Raw genomic sequence first — 15545 nt, 5'->3', positions numbered from 1 at the left:
AGCTTTGCGTGATCCGCATAGGCTTTCGGTACCGGGGGGCGGGAGCACGCCGAATCCTTTCTGCGGCCGATTCATTCTGCGGCCGAACGGCGCGCGCGTAGTAACAAGGTTCCCGGACATGCGCGACGCATGCCCGGGGACGCTCTGCGTCGGAGTTCCCGATATTTTCGCGAATTCTTAACTAATGCATCAGCAATGCTCGGGGCACCAATTTCATGGGGGCATGGATGTCGTGGGTTGACGATGTTCTGCTGGCCGGCGCGGATGACTCACCCTGTCTGACGCTGGAGCGGACACTGGACCGGGCCGCGGTCCGCGAATTGGTCGAACAGGAACAACAGCGGCTGACCAGCGCGGGTGCCCACAAGGGCAGCACCGTCGCGCTGCGGCTGCCGCCCTCGCTCGCGCTGATCACCACGCTGCTGGCCGCCTGGCGGCTCGGCGCCCAGGTGGCACTGCTGGACGTGCGGCTCGCCCCCGGCGAGGTGGCCACCGCGCTGGAGCGGCTGCGGCCGCAGTTCCTGGTCGAGTCCACCGCCGGCGCGCCCGGCGCGCTGCGCGGCTTCAGCACCGCGGCCGAGACCGTGGTCACCGCCCTGGACGGGCTCCCGGCCGCCACCGACCACGCGCTGCTCCAACTGAGTTCGGGCTCCACCGGGCCGTCCAAGGTGATCGGCCGCAGCGCCGCCGACCTGACCGCCGAGATCGAGCGGTACACCCGGCTGGACGGCTTCCCGCAGCCCGGCGAGCGGGTCGTGGTGCTCGCCTCGATCGTCCATGTGCTGGGCCTGGTCGGCGGGTTGCTGCACACCCTGCACCGGGGCGCCGAACTGGTGCTGCCGGCCCGCACCACCGTGGACGGCATCCGGCGGGCGATCGGCGCCGACCTGCGGCCCACCACCGTGCTCGGCGCGCCGGTGCAGGCCGAGATCCTCGCCTCCGCCGGGGACGGGCCCGAACTGCCCGGCTTCAAGGCGATGATCACCGGCGGCGACGCGGTCGGCGACCGGCTCTGGAAGGCCTTCACCGAGCGCTACGGGGCGACCCTGGGGTCGATGTACGGGATGACCGAGGTCGGCGTCATCGCCACCGACCTGCGCGGCGCCCACCGACCCCAACTCGCCCCCGCCCCGGGCATGGAGCTGGAGATCCTGGACGGCCAGATCCTGATCCGCACCGCCGGGTCGCCCTACGTCGGCCTGACCGACCCGACCCGCTGGGTCGACGGGCTGCTGCGCACCAAGGACGCCGGCACCCTGGACCGGGCCACCGGCCTGCTCACCGTGCACGGCCGGATGGACTCCCAGGTGTCGATCGGCGGCCTCAAGGTCGACCTGCTGGAGGTCGAGCGCACGCTGGCCGAACTCCCGGGCGTGGCCGACGTGGTGGTCGTCCACGACCGCGACATCACCGCCTACCTCACCCTCACCGACCCGGCCGCCGAGGCCGGGCTGACCGCCGCGATGGGGCCGCTGCTGGCCCCCTACAAGCGGCCGCGGGCCCTGCACGTGCTGCCGGCCTTCCCGCGCACCGCCACCGGCAAGCCGCTGCGCGACCCCGTCGCACTGCGCTCCCACATCGTCGCGCCGACCGGCTGACGAGCCTCCCCCGGCCTTCGGCCGGGGGACCCCACCCTCCCAAGTCATCGACACGACTTGGCCGATCGAGAGGCAAAGCCCATGAACGACGACGTCTACACCTTCCTCACCGAGGTGCTCGCCGACATGAACTACGACACCGCCGCCGTCACCCCCGAGACCGAGCTCGGCCCGAACGGCCTGGACATGGAGTCGCTGGCCATCGCCGAGGTCTCCATCCAGGTCGAGGACCGCTACGGGGTCAAGTTCGAGGAGGACGAGGCCGAGCAGCTCGCGCTGATGAACCTCGGCCAGCTGGTCGAGGAGATCGTCAAGCGCGCCGCCGCAGTCGCGAAGTGAGCACGACCGCGCGGATCGACCGCGACACCGTGCTGGACCTGCTCGCCGGCTACCGGGAGCGGCCGGCGGCCGAGACCACCGAGCAGATCGACTCGATCGAGCTGGCCTGGCTGATCCACCAGGTGGAGCAGCTGCACCAGGTGGAGCTCGACCTCGACGACGACCAGCTGCAGCGGATGTCCGAGGCGGCCGGCGCGGCCGAGGTGCTCAACGAGGTCCTGGCGGGCAGCGCGGATGCCTGAGCTGCTCGCCGCACCGGCGGCCCGGCCCGTGGTGGTGACCGCGATCGACGCGGTCACCGCCTGCGGGCGGGGCACCGCCGCGCTGGCCGAGGCGGTCTTCACCGGCGCCGACTCGTTCTCCGAGGTCGACCGGTTCGACGTCTCGGCCCGCCGCACCACCCGGGCCGCCCAGCTGCCCGGCACTCCCGACCTGGCCGCCGAGCTGCGCGCCGTGGTCCGCGGCGCGATCACCGCCGCCGGCCTGACGGACGAACAACTCGTCGACACCCCACTGATGTTCGCCGGAACCCCGGACCGCGCCGCGGCCCGCCCCGGCGGCGCCGAACGGCCCGAGCTGCGGGCCGGCGCACTGGCCGCGGCGCTGGCCGCCGACACCGGCCTGAACGGCGTCCTGCGCACCTACACCACCGCCTGCGTGGCCGCCAGCACCGCGGTCGCCGACGCGGCCGCGCTGATCTCCACCGGGCGCCTGGACCGGGTGGTGGTGGCCGCCGGGTACTTCCTGGAGGCCGACCGCTTCACCCTCTTCGACAGCGCCCGGGCCCTCGCCGCGGACGGCCGGCTGCGGCCGTTCAGCACCGGCCGCCAGGGCATGGTGCTCGGCGACGCGGCGGTGGCCGTGGTGCTGGAGGCCGAGCCGGCCGCCACCGGGCGCGGCCGGGAGCCGCTGGCCCGACTGGCCGGCTGGGGCCGGGCCGGCGACGCCTACCACGTCAGCCAGCCGCACCCCGAGGGCCTGGGCCTGGCCCGCGCCGTCGGCGCCGCGCTGCGCCGCGCCGCACTGGCCGCCGAGGAACTGGACTACGTGAACGCGCACGGCACCGGCACCACCGCCAGCGACACCGCGGAGAGCGCCGGACTGCACCGCGCGCTCGGCGCGCAGGTCGCCGCCCGGGTGCCGGTCAGCTCCAGCAAGTCGGTGCACGGGCACTGCCTGGAGGCCTCCGGACTGGTCGAACTGGCCGTCTCGGTGCTCGCCCTGAACGAGGGCCGGCTGCCGGTGAACGGCGGCGACTACCTGCCCGACCCGGACTGCCCGCTGACCGTGGTGGACCGGCCGCTGAGCGCCCCGCTGCGCCACGTGCTCTCCGTCAACTCGGCCTTCGGCGGGGCCAATACCGCACTGGTGGTGAGTCGATGACGGAGCGTTGGCGCAAGGAGTTCGAGCGGTCCGGCTTCACCGTGCTGGCCTCGGCCGAGCACGACCCGCAGGGCGGCCGGCCCGCCCCGGTGCCCGGCTTCGTCGCCTCCGACTTCCCCGGCCTGGTGGCCGGGGTGGCGGACCGCTGCCTGGGCCGGCGGCACGCGGCCGCACCGCTGGCCCCCGAAGCGGGCGAGCGGACCGCACTGCTGCTGGTCAGCCCCGGTGGCGACCAGGAGACCGCACGCACCATCGCCGACCTGGTGGACGCCGGCAAGCGGGTCTCCCCGCTGCTCTTCTTCCAGTCGGTGCCCAACTCGATCGGCGGCAAGGTGACCTCCCGCTGGGGGATCACCGGCCCGCTGGTCTGCATCAGCCCGGTGGACGACCCGGTGGACGACGCGAGCGCCCAGGCCGAGCTGATGCTGGCCACCGGCGAGGTGGACGAAGTGCTGGTGGTGCTGGCCGAACTGGCCGGCCCCGGCGCCGAGTCGGACCAGGCCGTCGCGGTGCTGCTGGGCCCGGGCGGGCCCGAGCCGCGCCGCCACCCGAACCCCTAAGCCCGAACCTTTTAAGGAACGCCGATGAACGCACCGTGGAACCGGGCCGAACTCGCGGCCGACCCGCAGCTGGGCACCGGTAACGTGCTCACCGCGCTGATCGAGCGGGGCAAGGGCCTCGACGACCCGGCGCTGACCTTCGACACCGAGGTGGACGGCCACCCGGCCTGGCAGGCCCTGAGCCTGCGTCAGCTGGGCGAGCGGGTGGCGGCCCGGTCCGCCGCGCTGCACGCCCTCGGGGTCAAGCCCCGGGACCCGGTCGCGGTCTACGTCACCGACGCCGCCGACCAGGTGCTCAGCTTCCTCGCGCTGGCCCGGCTCGGTGCGATCGGCGCCCTGATCAACGGTGCGATGCCCGGCGGGACGGCTGCCCGCTACGTCCGGGTGCGGTTCGGCGACGACACCCCGGTGCTGGTCGACCAGGCCCACCGCGAGCTCCTGCTGGAGCACGGACTGAAGGCCGAACTGCTGCTGGACGTCAAGGAGTTGGGCAAGGGCGACGCGGCCGCCGCGCCGGCCCCGTTCCGCTACCACCCGGACGACCCGGCGGTGATCACCCACTCCTCCGGCACCACCGGCCTGTCCAAGGCGGTCGGCCACTCGCACCGCAGCCTGTTCGCCTCGATCAAGCACCGGCTGTCGCTGCCCAAGCCGCAGGGCATGGAGCGCATCCTCAGCGCGCTGCCCTCGGCGCACGCCGCCACCGTGATCGCGGTCAACCTGGCGCTGGCCAGCCACATCGAGCTCGCGCTGATCTCCGCCCCGCACGGCCCGGTGGTGCTGGACGCCATCGAGCAGTGGCGCCCGGAGAGCATCCTGGGCTTCGCCGCCGTCTGGTCCGAGCTGGCCGGCACCGACCTGACCGCCCGCGACCTGAGCTCGGTGCGGGCCTGGTGGAACACCGGCGACTGCGCGCACGAGGCGCACGTGCGCCGACTGGTCGCGGTCGGCAGCCGCGACGTGCTGGAGAACCGCAAGAAGGTCAAGCGGACCGGCTCGATCTTCCTGGACGGCCTGGGCTCCAGCGAGATGGGCCACTCCCAGTTCTTCATCACCCACACCCCGGACAGCAACCGCTACGGCCGCTGCATCGGCAAGCCGCACGCCTTCTCGGACTGCGCGGTGCTGGACGAGAACGGCGACAAGCTGCCGGTCGGCAAGGTCGGCCAGCTGGGCATCAACGCCCCGACCCTGTCGATCGGTTACTGGAACGACTCGACCACCACCTACCGGACCCGGGTGGGCGGCTACTTCCTCACCGGCGACCTGGTCTACCGGGACGAGGCGGGCTACTTCTACCACGTGGACCGGATGGTGGACTCGGTCCAGCTGGACGACGGCTCCTGGCTCTACACCGCCGCCACCGAGGAGAAGGTGCTGGCCACCTGCCCCGAGGTGCTGGAGTGCACCGTGGTCGCGGTCCCGGCCGAGGCCGGCGAGCCGGCCAGCGCCACCCTGCTGCTGGTCCCGGCGCCCGGCGCCGAACTGGGCGAGGAGCAGCGCGCCCAGGCGCTGGCCGCGCTGGAGCCGAACGTCCGGGCGGCGATCCGCGAGGTGCTGGCCATCGACTCGGCGGTGCTGCCGCTCGGGCCGACCGGCAAGGTCCGCAAGGTCGCCCTGCGCGAGCTCTACCGCAGCGGCGAACTGGCCGCGCTGATCGCCGGTTCGGAGGTGTCCGCATGACCGCCGTGGTGACCGGTCTCGGTCTCTTCTCCCCGCTCGGCCGCGGCGCCGAGGAGGTCTTCGCGGGCCTGATCGCCGGCAAGTCCGGCATCCGCGACATCCCTGAGGGCCACGTGCTCGGCAACTCCGTGGCCTTCGCCGGCCTGGCGCCGGAGATCGCCGCCACCGAGGTGCTGCCGGCCACCGAGGGCCGGATGGTGGACCGGTTCGTGCTGATGGCCCTGGCCGCGGCCGACGACGCGCTGGCCGACGCCGGACTGACGGTGGGTCAGGACGTCGACCCGGAGCGGGTCGCCGTGGTCGTCTCCAGCGGCGCCGGCGGCCTGACCACCTACGAGGCGCAGACCCTGGCCCGCGCCGAGCGCGGCCACACCGCCGTCAGCCCGTACCTGCTGCCCGGCATGCTGCCCAACATGGCGGCCGCCCGGATCGCCATCAAGCACGGCATCCAGGGCTACAGCTCCTCGATCGCCACCGCCTGCACCGCCAGCGCGCACGCGGTGGCCGAGGCCTTCCGGCTGATCCAGGAGGGCCACACCGACGTGGTGGTCTGCGGCGGCTCCGAGTCGCCGCTCAACCCGACCAGCGCGCTGGCCTTCGGCCACGCCCGGGCGCTGGCCACCAACTGGGCGGACCCGACCCAGGCCAGCCGCCCGTTCGACCGGCGCCGCAACGGCTTCGTGCTGGCCGAGGGCGCCGGCGTGCTGGTGGTGGAGCGGGCCGAGCACGCGGCGGCCCGCGGCGCCGGCGGCTACGCCGACCTGATCGGCTGGGGCGCCACCACCGACGCCTTCAAGCCCACCACCCCGCGCCCGGACGGCGCCGGCGCGGCGGGCGCGATGAAGCGGGCGATCGCCGTCTCCGGCCTGGACCCGGCCGACATCGGCTACATCAACGCCCACGGCACCGCGACCAAGATCGGCGACTCGGCGGAGGCCAAGGCGATCCGCGCGGTCTTCGGCGACCACCACCCGGCGGTCAGCAGCACCAAGGGCCAGACCGGGCACCTGCTCGGCGGCACCGGCGCGCTGGAGGCCGCGGTCAGCGTGCTGGCGCTGGCCAAGGGCCTGCTGCCGGCCACCGCCAACCTGGAGGAGGTCGGCCCGGACTGCGAGCTGGACCACGTGCGCGGCGTGGCCCGCCCGGCCGCGGTGCGCGCCGTGCTCTCCAACTCCTTCGCCTTCGGCGGGCACAACGTCAGCCTGCTGTTCGGCCCGGCGAGCACCCCGAAGCGGCGCGGCCGGGAGAACGACGGTGACTGAGCACCCGCCCGAGCTCGACGCCGAGCTGGAGCAGGTGTTCCGGCACTGGTGGCTGCACGACGCGCGCTGGTACCAGGGCGTGCGCAAGCGGTACGGCCAGCAGGCGGCCAACGAGATCAACGCCGAGGCCGTCGCCTTCGTCGGCCGCCGGGTGGCGGCCGACTACCTGCGGGCAAACCCGGAGCAGGCGAGCGCCCCCTCCTCGGCCGAACTGGCCGAGCGGATCGACGCGGTGCTGGCACTGATGGGCGCCGACCGGATGTCCCAGGTCAGCCAGCACGTGATCGACGACCGCACGGTCGAGACCGTGGTGACCAAGTCCTTCGCCCTGCAGATGCTCAGGGCCGCCCGGGCGCTGGAGGGCTACGAGTGCCCCTGCCTGGAACTGCGGGCCTCCTGGTTCGAGGGCCTGCGGGTGCCGGTCTCGGACTGCCGGCTGGAGTGCCAGCGGGAGGGCTCCGAGACCTGCCGCTTCCGCGCCGAGCTGAAGACCGCACAACCCGAAACCTAACGACGAAAGATCGGATGGAGCCCCGGTGGAAATCCATGGTGTGGACCACGTCGAGTTCTACGTCGGAGACGCCCAGCAGGCAGCCTTCTACTTGTGCACCGCGTTCGGCTTCCGGGTCGCCGGCCAGGGCGGCCCGGAGACCGGCCTGGACGGCCAGCGCACGATCCTGTTGCGCCAGGGCCAGGTCCAGGTGCTGCTGACCACCGGGCTGGACGCCCGCCACCCGGCCGCCGAGTACGTGGGCCGGCACGGCGACGGCGTCGGCGTGATCGCCTTCGGCGTGGACGACGCGGCCGAGGCCTTCGCCACCCTGGTGTCGCGCGGCGCCGAGGCGGTGGAGCCGGTGCGCACCGAGCAGCAGGGCGAGAACGCGGTGACCACCGCGATGGTCTCCGGCTTCGGCGACGTCACCCACCGGCTGGTCCAGCGGGTCGGCGACACCGAGGAGTTCCTGCCCGGCCTGATCGAGCTGATCGCCCCCGACATCGAGGAGGGCGAGCACCTCTTCTCGATCGTGGACCACGCCGCCGTCCTGGTGCCGGGCGGCGAGCTGACCAGAACCGTGGAGTACTACCAGGAGGTCTTCGGCTTCAGCCAGATCTTCCAGGAGTTCATCGAGGTCGGCGAGCAGGCGATGGACTCCAAGGTGGTCCAGAGCCCGTCCGGCGGCGTCACCTTCACGATCATCGAGCCGGTGACCGACCGCCGCCCCGGCCAGATCGACGGCTTCCTGGGCCGGCACGGCGGTGCCGGCGTGCAGCACCTGGCCCTGCTGACCGACGACATCGTGTCGGCCGTGCGGGTGCTGGAGCGGCGCGGCGTGCGCTTCCTGGAGACCCCGGGCAGCTACTACGACGAGCTGGAGAACCGGCTCGGCGTGCCGGAGCTCGACATCAAGGACCTGCGGGACACCAACGTCCTGGTCGACCGCGACCACTGGGGCCAGGTGTTCCAGATCTTCGCCCAGTCGATGCACGTGCGGAACACCTACTTCTTCGAGGTCATCGACCGGCACGGCGCCAAGACCTTCGGCAGCGGCAACGTGAAGGCCCTGTACGAGGCCGTGGACCGCGAGAAGACCACGACCTGACACACCGTCACCACACGCAAAGGGAGCTACCCGTGAGCACCACCGATCAGCAGGTATTCGTCCTGACCGAGGAGGAGCTGGCCCTGCTCCCCTCGGAGGAGGACGTCCACTTCTACCAGGAGCACGGCTGGTACCTCTCCAAGAAGCTGCTGAGCGACGAGGAGACCGCCCTGCTGGAGAAGGCCAGCGAGGACTTCTACGCCGGCCACCGCGACCGCCGCCTGCCGGTGCGCCCGCCCAAGCTCGCCTACTGGGAGCCCTCGGCCGGCGGCGTGCAGCGCCACAACGACTACATCCACTACGAGGACGACCGGATCGGCGCGATCCTGCGCAAGCCGCTGATCGGCGCGGTCGCCGCGCTGCTGACCGGCACCTCGTCGATCCGGATCTTCCAGTCCACCCTGATCTACAAGCCGCCGGCGCCGGAGGAGCGCTCCAACATCGTGCCGTGGCACTTCGACCGGCACTACTGGGCGACCTGCAGCTCGGAGCGGATGCTGACCGCGTTCATCCCGTTCCACGACTGCACCGAGGAGCTCGGCACCATCACCATGGTGGACGGCAGCCACCGCTGGAAGGAGACCGCGGAGAACGACCGCACCTCCCTGCACTTCGCCGAGCGCGACAACAGCGAGCTCGACGTCATGCTGGCGGAGAACGCCGAGTTCAACGGGGTCGAGCTGAAGAAGCTGCCGATCACCATCCCGCGCGGGCACATGAACTTCCACCACTGCCGCACCTACCACGGCAGCGGCGCGAACGTCGGCGAGATCCCGCGCCGGGCGATCTCGCTGCACCTGCAGGACGGCGAGAACCAGTACCGCCCGTTCACCCGCTCGGACGGCTCCGAGGTGTCCTACAACCACGACGTGCTGGTGCGCCGCACCGCCGACGGGCTGCCGGACTACGCGGACCCGGCCTACTGCCCGACCACCTGGCAGTCCTGAGTCGCAGGGCGTCGGCCGACCGGCCGGCGCCCACTGCTTTTCCGGCCGTCCCCGCTTCCCCGGCCGTCCCCGCCCATCGACCCTTCCCTGGCTCACGACCCCCCGATCACGCCCGAGCGGCCGGCGCCCCGCCGACCCATCGCGAGGAGAGGCACGTGTCCGAGCTCAACACCGTCGAGGCCGAGTTCCACCGCGTCGACCGCAGACCGCTGCGGACCGCGGCCGTGGTCGGCACCGGTCTGATCGGCACCTCGGTCGGGCTGGCCCTGTCGGCCCGCGGGGTCACCACCTACCTGCTGGACCGCGACCCCGAGGTGGCCCGGGAGGCCGCCGCGCTCGGCGCCGGCCGGGCCGCCCGCCCACCGCACCCGGTGGACCTGGCGGTGCTGGCGATGCCGCCCTCTGCCATCCCGAGCGCCCTGATCGAGTACCAGCGCTCCGGCCTGGCCCACTACTTCACCGATGTCGGCAGCGTGAAGCTGCCGCCCCAGCGGACCGCCGCGACGGCCGGCGCCGACCTGCGCGGCTACGTCGGCGGCCACCCGATGGCCGGTGCCGAACGCTCGGGTCCGTCCGCCGCCCGGGCCGACCTGTTCCACGGCCGCACCTGGGTGCTCACCCCGTCCGCCCGCACCGATCCCGCCGCGGTGGCCCGGGCGAGCGAGCTGATCCGGCTGTGCGGCGCCGAGTTGCTGCTGATGGACGCCGCCGAGCACGACCGCACGGTGGCCCTCACCTCGCACGCCCCGCACCTGCTGGCCTCGCTGATCGCCGGCCGGCTGGCGGACACCGATCCGGCCCGGCTGCGGCTGGCCGGCGCCGGCCTGCGGGACACCACCCGGATCGCGCTGGGCGATCCCGACCTGTGGACCGACATCCTGCGCTCGAACGCCGCGCCGGTGGCCGAGGTGCTGCGCGAGGTGGCCGACGAGCTGGCCGTGGCGGTCGCCGCGCTGGACTGGCTGGCCGGTCCCGACCCGGCCCAGCAGCTGCGCGGCGAGCGGGAGTTGCACCACCTGCTGAGCCTCGGCGTGGCCGGCCGGGAGCGCCTGCCGGCGGCGGCCGCCCAGCCCGCCGGCCGCTAGCCGACTTCGCCCACCGACTCCGGGACCAGGAAGCCGATCGCGCTGTCCAGCACCGCGGGATCCGTCATGATCTTGCGGTGCCCCAGCCCCTTGGTGACCACCAGTTCCAACTGGTCCCCGTAGGCGGCCTTGAGCCGGTGGGCCTGGGCGACCGGCACGGTGTCGTCGTCCTCGTCGTGGATCACCAGGATCGGCAGGTCGATCTGCCCGGTGTGCTGCTTGGCGTCGAAGTCGACCCACGGGTCGGCCTGGTGCGGGAAGAGCTCGGTCTCGATCCGCCGCTGCAGGTCGGCCCGCAGCCGGGCGTTGAGCTTCGTCTGGTCGGCGAACTCGTCGCGCAGGAACTGGAAGTCGGACATCCCCGCGATCGCCACCAGCCGGCCGGCCCGCAGCGGCTCGCGCAGCGCCAGGAAGGAGCAGAGCACGCCGAAGGAGTGCGCCACCACCGACTCGAACGTGCCGTACTTCTCCTGCAGTTGGGCGATCAGCTCGCGGTACTCCAGGATCGTGACGGTGTCGCCCTGGGAGTCGCCGTGCGCGGGGGCGTCGAAGCTCACCGCGGTGCAGCCGAGCTCCTGCAGGCGCTGCACCAGGGGCGCGTACCGCGAGGCGCGGGAGCGCCAGCCGTGCAGCAGCAGCACCGGCCGGCTGCCGTCGCCCCAGCGGTAGGCGACGACCTGCTTGCCGTTGACGGTCAGCGTCTCGGTCACCGCCCGCTCGTGCACCTCGCGCTCGGTGCCGCGCACCTTGCTGCGGGCCAGCGGCCGGCAGAACAGGTAGAAGGAGACCTTCCCGGCCAGCTTGGTGGAGAGCACCGAGCCGGCGTTGAGCGCCGCGCTGGTCAGCCTGACGGACAGGTCCATGTCCCACTCCAATGAGCACGCTCTGCGATGAGCGACGAGCAATGAGCACGATCGTTCGGCTACTTTGTGATCCTGGCACAGCCGCCGACGGCGCGCCAGGAGCACCGGCGAACTTTCTCCGCCCTGCCCTCCCTTATACAAAAAGACCGAACGATCGTGCTAGCGTCTCTCCTGTGATGGACGCCGAGCTCCCCGAGCCGTACCGTTGCGCCAGCCGGGTCCACTGGGACGAGCTGGACCCGATGGGGATCCTGCACAACGCCCGCTACCAGGTGCACGCGGAACGCGCGGTCGGAGCCTTCTTCGCCGACTTCGTCAACGACGCCGACCTGTTCCACGCGGTGCGCCGCTTCGAGATCGACTTCCGCCGCCCGCTGCGCGGCCAGGGCACCATGCAGGTCGAACTCTGGCTGGAGCACCTGGGCCGCACCAGCTGCCGGCACGGCTTCGCCCTGCTGGGCCCGGACGGGCAGCTGCTGGCCAGCGGCGCCAGGGCCGTGGTCAAGATCGACCCGGACACCTTCCGGCCGGTCGAGTGGAGCGAGACCTGGCGCGCCGCGCACCTCAGCCGGCTGCGCACCAAGCCCTCAGTGCCCATCTGATCCACCCCACGTCCGTGCGCACCGGGCCACCACGCCCCGGTCGCCGACCCGAGGAGGGGCCGTGCCTGAAAGCCGGCAGGAGATCTGCATCGTCGGAGCGGGCCCACGCGGGCTCGCCGTGCTGGAACGGATCTGCGCCGCCGCCCCGACCGGCGGCCCGGAGCGGACCACCGTCCACCTGGTCGACCCCCGACCGCCGGGCGGGGCGGTCTGGCGCACCGACCAGTCCACCCAGCTGCTGATGAACACCGTCGCCGCGCAGGTCACCGTCTTCACCGACGAGAGCGTGACCGCCACCGGCCCGATCGTGCCGGGGCCCAGCCTCTACGAGTGGGCCAAGACCATCGTGCTCGGCGACCAGCCCACCGAACACCCGCACTGGGTGCGGTCCGAGGCCGCCCGGCTGACCGCCGACAGCTACCCCAGCCGGGCCTTCTACGGGCACTACCTGGGCTGGGTCCACGACCACCTGGTGCGCACCGCGCCCGCCACGGTGACGGTGCGGCGGCACCGCGACACCGCCGTCGAGCTGACCGACCAGCCGGACGGGCGGCAGCGGCTGCGGCTGGCCGACGGCACCGAACTCACCGACCTGGACGCCGTGGTGCTGGCCCAGGGCCACCTGCCGCTGGCGCTCGGCAGCACCGAACGGCGGCTGGCCGACTACGCCGCCGTGAACGGCCTCGGCTACCTGCCGCCCGGCAACCCGGCGGACGCCGACCTGTCGATCGCCCGCCCCGGCCGGCCGGTGGCGCTGCGCGGCCTCGGCCTCAACTTCTTCGACCACCTGGCGCTGCTCACCACCGGCCGCGGCGGGGCCTTCGAGGAGTTCGACGGACGGCTGGTCTACCGGCCCTGCGGCGACGAGCCGGTGATCCACGCCGGCTCGCGCCGCGGCGTGCCGTTCCACGCCCGCGGCGACAACCAGAAGGGCGTCAGCGGCCGGCACCTGCCGCTCTTCCTCACCCCGGAGCGGATCGCCGAGCTGACCCTGCGCCACAGCGCGCACGGCGACCTGGAGTTCACCCGCGACCTGTGGCCGCTGGTGGACCGCGAGGTGCGCGGCGTCTACTACGCCGCGCTGCTCGCCGCCCGGGACGGCCTGGCGGCCCGCGAGGCCTTCCTCGCCGAGTACGTCCCGCTGGCCGCCGACCCGGCCGCCCTGGCCGGGCTGCTCGACCGGCACGGCGTGGCCGAGGCCGACCACTGGAGCTGGGAGGCGATCCAGCGCCCCTGGGGCGACCTGGAGTTCGCGCAGCCGGCCGACTTCCGCCACTGGCTGCTCGGCCACCTGCACCGCGACATCCGGGAGGCCGCCCGCGGCAACGCGCTGGGCCCGCTCAAGGCCGCCCTCGACGTGCTGCGCGACCTGCGCAACGAGCTGCGCCTGGTGGTCGACCACGCGGGCCTGACCGGCCGCTCCTACCGGGACGAACTCCAGCGCTGGTACAGCCCGTTGAACGGCTTCCTGTCGATCGGCCCGCCGCGCCGGCGGATCGAGGAGCTGACCGCGCTGATCGAGGCCGGGGTGCTGCACCCGATCGGCCCCGGCATGACGGTCACCGAAGCCGGCGACGGCGACGGCTTCCTGGTCTCCTCCAGCCTGGTGCCGGACTCCGAGGTGCGGGTCGAGGCGCTGATCGAGGCCCGGCTGCCCGAACCGGACCTGCGGCACACCACCGACCCGCTGCTCACCCGGCTGCGCGAGACCGGGCAGTGCCGGCCCTACCTGATCCCCGACCCGGACGGCGCGGGCTACCAGACCGGCGGACTGGCCGTCACCCGCTCGCCGTACCGGCTGGTCGACGCCCTGGGCGAGGTCCACCCGCGCCGGTTCGCCTTCGGCGTGCCGACCGAGGCGGTGCACTGGGTCACTGCGGCCGGCGTCCGCCCCGGGGTCAACTCGGTGATCCTCTGCGACGCGGACGCCATCGCCCAGGCGGTGCTCGCCATCCGCCCCGCGGAGCTGCACCAGCCGGCCTGAGCCGGGCTAACAGCTCGTCAACTCCCGCACCGGCTTGCGCACGGGCCCGCGCGGGGACTTGCGCGGCGGCGGCACCGAGCCGCCGTCGCCGGAGGTCGCGGCGGCGGCGAGCAGCTGGCGGATCGCCGTCCGGGCCCGCTGGTAGGGCTGCTCGCTGTCGTACATCAGGGAATTGGCGTTCGCCGTTTCCATAAAGCTGATCAGCTCGAAGGAAAGCTGGCCGAGATCCACCTCCGGGCGGACCTCGCCCAGTTCCCGGGCCCTTTCCAGCAGCTCGTGCACCGTCCGCTCCCAGGCCAGGCTCAACACGGCCAGTTCGTCCCGGATCCGCCCCGGCTGCGAGTTGAACTCGCAGGAGACCGCGAAGAAGAAACAGCCGCCCGGAAAGACCCTGGTCCGCGAATACTCCAGCCAGCCCTCGCAGAGCGCCAGCACCCGGCCCAGCCCGGCGGGCGTGCGCAGCGCGGGGTGCACCACCACGTCCAGGAAGACGGTCCTGGCCGCCCGCACGGTGGCGAGCTGCAGCTCCTCCTTGGAACCGAAGAGCGCGAACACCCCGCTCTTGCTGATTCCGAGATCGGCCGCGAGCCGACCGAGCGACAGCGAGTTCAGCCCCTCGACCGACGCGATCTGGACCGTCCTGGCGAGAATCAGCCGGCGGGTTTCATTGCCCTTCTGAACTCGACCGTCTGTGGGGGAAACCGTCACGAGCCACCATCGCCTCTGCCGCCGGAGGGAATCGGAAAGGGGAACCGCTCGATCACACGGGCAGCGTGCTGCCGGAGGGGGGACCGCATGATCGACTGTCGGAGCGCAGCACATCTTAACGCCGGGGTGCCGTTCGCAGCCACCATACGAGTGCGATCTACCGGTGCCGGGAACGGAATCCTCTAACGGAACACGTCAGTTCGTAGCCCAATCGAGGCACCGTCGGCCGAGCCGTCGGCCACCGCCACGGCGAGCACGGCAGGACCCGCGGGCAGCATCGCGAAGCAGTGGCCGCCGCACCCCGGTTCCGCCGTCAGCCGGTCGGCCCGGTCCGGGAGTTGACCAGGCAGGCCGACCGGGCGCCGGGTGCCGCCGTCCCGCAGGCCGGTGCCCAGCGCCTTGCCGATCGCCTCCTTGCGGGTCCACAGCCAGAAGAAATCCCGCTGCCGCAGCTCCTCCTGACGGTCCGCCAGCCACTCGGCCTCCGCCGGCGCGTACCAGGAGCGGGCCAGCGGCACCGCGGGCACCGGCCGGACCGCCTCCACGTCCACGCCCACCGGCCAGCGCCGGCTCAGCGCCACGGCGGCCAGGCCGCGCCCGTGGCTGATGCTCACCTGCAGCCCCTCGGCCGCCCCCGCCAGCACCGGCCGCCCGCCCGGCTCGTGCTCCAACCGCACCAGCCGGCGCTCCACCCCGGCCAGCTCGGCCGCGCCGCACAGCGCCAACTCCCGCGCCACGGCCCGGGCATCCGGCCCCGTCGGCACCAGGTGCACCAGAATCTCGGCCCCGTTCACGTCCCCCATGCCCCCATCCTGAGCCACCCGCCCGGCCCGCGCCAGCACCCGGCGAGTGACGACGGGGCGACCCCGGGGATCACCCGCGCCAGGAAATGGCGATACTGGGTTCATCGGGATTCGCGGCGCGAAAGAA

General features: G+C 73.0%; 16 protein-coding genes. 13 read left to right on the top strand and 3 right to left on the bottom strand.

The features are described from left to right. The first annotated feature begins 227 nt into the window (after positions 1–227). From FHX73_RS15465 to FHX73_RS15415, 11 genes are all read left to right on the top strand, one after another. Positions 228–1598 (top strand): class I adenylate-forming enzyme family protein, encoded by a 1371-nt coding sequence (locus FHX73_RS15465; protein ID WP_145905561.1) that lies wholly within the window; start codon positions 228–230, stop codon positions 1596–1598. Between the two features lie 81 nt (positions 1599–1679). Continuing rightward, positions 1680–1937: an acyl carrier protein gene (locus tag FHX73_RS15460; protein ID WP_145905560.1), complete on the top strand. Its 258-nt coding sequence runs from the start codon at positions 1680–1682 to the stop codon at positions 1935–1937. Beyond that, complete coding sequence (locus FHX73_RS15455; protein ID WP_145905559.1) at positions 1934–2179, top strand: hypothetical protein; 246 nt, start codon at positions 1934–1936, stop codon at positions 2177–2179. The genes FHX73_RS15460 and FHX73_RS15455 overlap by 4 nt, the downstream gene beginning before the upstream one ends. Beyond that, on the top strand, positions 2172–3320 hold the full coding sequence (locus FHX73_RS15450; RefSeq protein WP_145905558.1) for a beta-ketoacyl synthase N-terminal-like domain-containing protein: 1149 nt from the start codon (positions 2172–2174) through the stop codon (positions 3318–3320). The genes FHX73_RS15455 and FHX73_RS15450 overlap by 8 nt, the downstream gene beginning before the upstream one ends. Beyond that, positions 3317–3880 (top strand): beta-ketoacyl synthase chain length factor, encoded by a 564-nt coding sequence (locus FHX73_RS15445; RefSeq protein ID WP_145905557.1) that lies wholly within the window; start codon positions 3317–3319, stop codon positions 3878–3880. Before FHX73_RS15450 ends, FHX73_RS15445 begins: the two co-directional genes overlap by 4 nt. 24 nt (positions 3881–3904) lie before the next feature. Further along, positions 3905–5563, top strand: coding sequence for a class I adenylate-forming enzyme family protein (locus tag FHX73_RS15440; protein WP_145905556.1), 1659 nt, complete (start codon positions 3905–3907; stop codon positions 5561–5563). Next, positions 5560–6825 (top strand): beta-ketoacyl-[acyl-carrier-protein] synthase family protein, encoded by a 1266-nt coding sequence (locus FHX73_RS15435; RefSeq protein WP_145905555.1) that lies wholly within the window; start codon positions 5560–5562, stop codon positions 6823–6825. The genes FHX73_RS15440 and FHX73_RS15435 overlap by 4 nt, the downstream gene beginning before the upstream one ends. Beyond that, positions 6818–7336 (top strand): hypothetical protein, encoded by a 519-nt coding sequence (locus FHX73_RS15430; protein ID WP_145905554.1) that lies wholly within the window; start codon positions 6818–6820, stop codon positions 7334–7336. The genes FHX73_RS15435 and FHX73_RS15430 overlap by 8 nt, the downstream gene beginning before the upstream one ends. A 25-nt stretch (positions 7337–7361) precedes the next feature. Then, positions 7362–8426 carry a 4-hydroxyphenylpyruvate dioxygenase gene (gene hppD / locus FHX73_RS15425; protein ID WP_145905553.1) on the top strand — a complete coding sequence of 355 codons (1065 nt, stop codon included), beginning with the start codon at positions 7362–7364 and terminating at the stop codon, positions 8424–8426. Positions 8427–8458: 32 nt separating this feature from the next. Next, positions 8459–9373, top strand: a complete 915-nt coding sequence (locus FHX73_RS15420; RefSeq protein WP_145905552.1) for a phytanoyl-CoA dioxygenase family protein — start codon at positions 8459–8461, stop codon at positions 9371–9373. 155 nt (positions 9374–9528) lie between these two features. Then, a complete protein-coding gene (locus FHX73_RS15415; protein WP_246213547.1) occupies positions 9529–10458 on the top strand; it encodes a prephenate dehydrogenase in 930 nt (309 codons plus the stop codon). On the opposite strand, the gene FHX73_RS15410 is transcribed toward FHX73_RS15415, so the two are convergent. Continuing rightward, positions 10455–11321 carry an alpha/beta hydrolase gene (locus FHX73_RS15410; RefSeq protein WP_145905551.1) on the bottom strand — a complete coding sequence of 289 codons (867 nt, stop codon included), beginning with the start codon at positions 11319–11321 and terminating at the stop codon, positions 10455–10457. The genes FHX73_RS15415 and FHX73_RS15410 overlap by 4 nt on opposite strands. A gap of 176 nt (positions 11322–11497) precedes the next feature. On the opposite strand from FHX73_RS15410, the gene FHX73_RS15405 reads away from it, so the two are divergent. Then, positions 11498–11923, top strand: a complete 426-nt coding sequence (locus tag FHX73_RS15405) for an acyl-CoA thioesterase (protein ID WP_145905550.1) — start codon at positions 11498–11500, stop codon at positions 11921–11923. A 61-nt stretch (positions 11924–11984) separates the two neighbouring features. Next, positions 11985–13907 (top strand): FAD/NAD(P)-binding protein, encoded by a 1923-nt coding sequence (locus tag FHX73_RS15400; RefSeq protein WP_145905549.1) that lies wholly within the window; start codon positions 11985–11987, stop codon positions 13905–13907. Between the two features lie 6 nt (positions 13908–13913). Here FHX73_RS15400 and FHX73_RS15395 read toward each other — a convergent pair whose 3' ends face one another. Together FHX73_RS15395 and FHX73_RS47205 are read right to left on the bottom strand one after the other, a co-directional pair. Next, the gene (locus FHX73_RS15395) at positions 13914–14615 is read right to left on the bottom strand and encodes a TetR/AcrR family transcriptional regulator (RefSeq protein ID WP_246213546.1); all 702 of its coding nucleotides are present in this window, start codon (positions 14613–14615) and stop codon (positions 13914–13916) included. Between the two features lie 182 nt (positions 14616–14797). Continuing rightward, entirely contained in the window at positions 14798–15418 is a 621-nt protein-coding gene (locus FHX73_RS47205) for a 4'-phosphopantetheinyl transferase family protein (RefSeq protein WP_145905547.1), read from the bottom strand. Positions 15419–15545: the final 127 nt, after the last annotated feature.

Source organism: Kitasatospora viridis, assembly GCF_007829815.1.
GTDB classification, from domain to species: domain Bacteria; phylum Actinomycetota; class Actinomycetes; order Streptomycetales; family Streptomycetaceae; genus Kitasatospora; species Kitasatospora viridis.
Note: the sequence above shows the minus strand (reverse complement) of the source record. Positions and strands in the feature narration are given on the sequence as shown.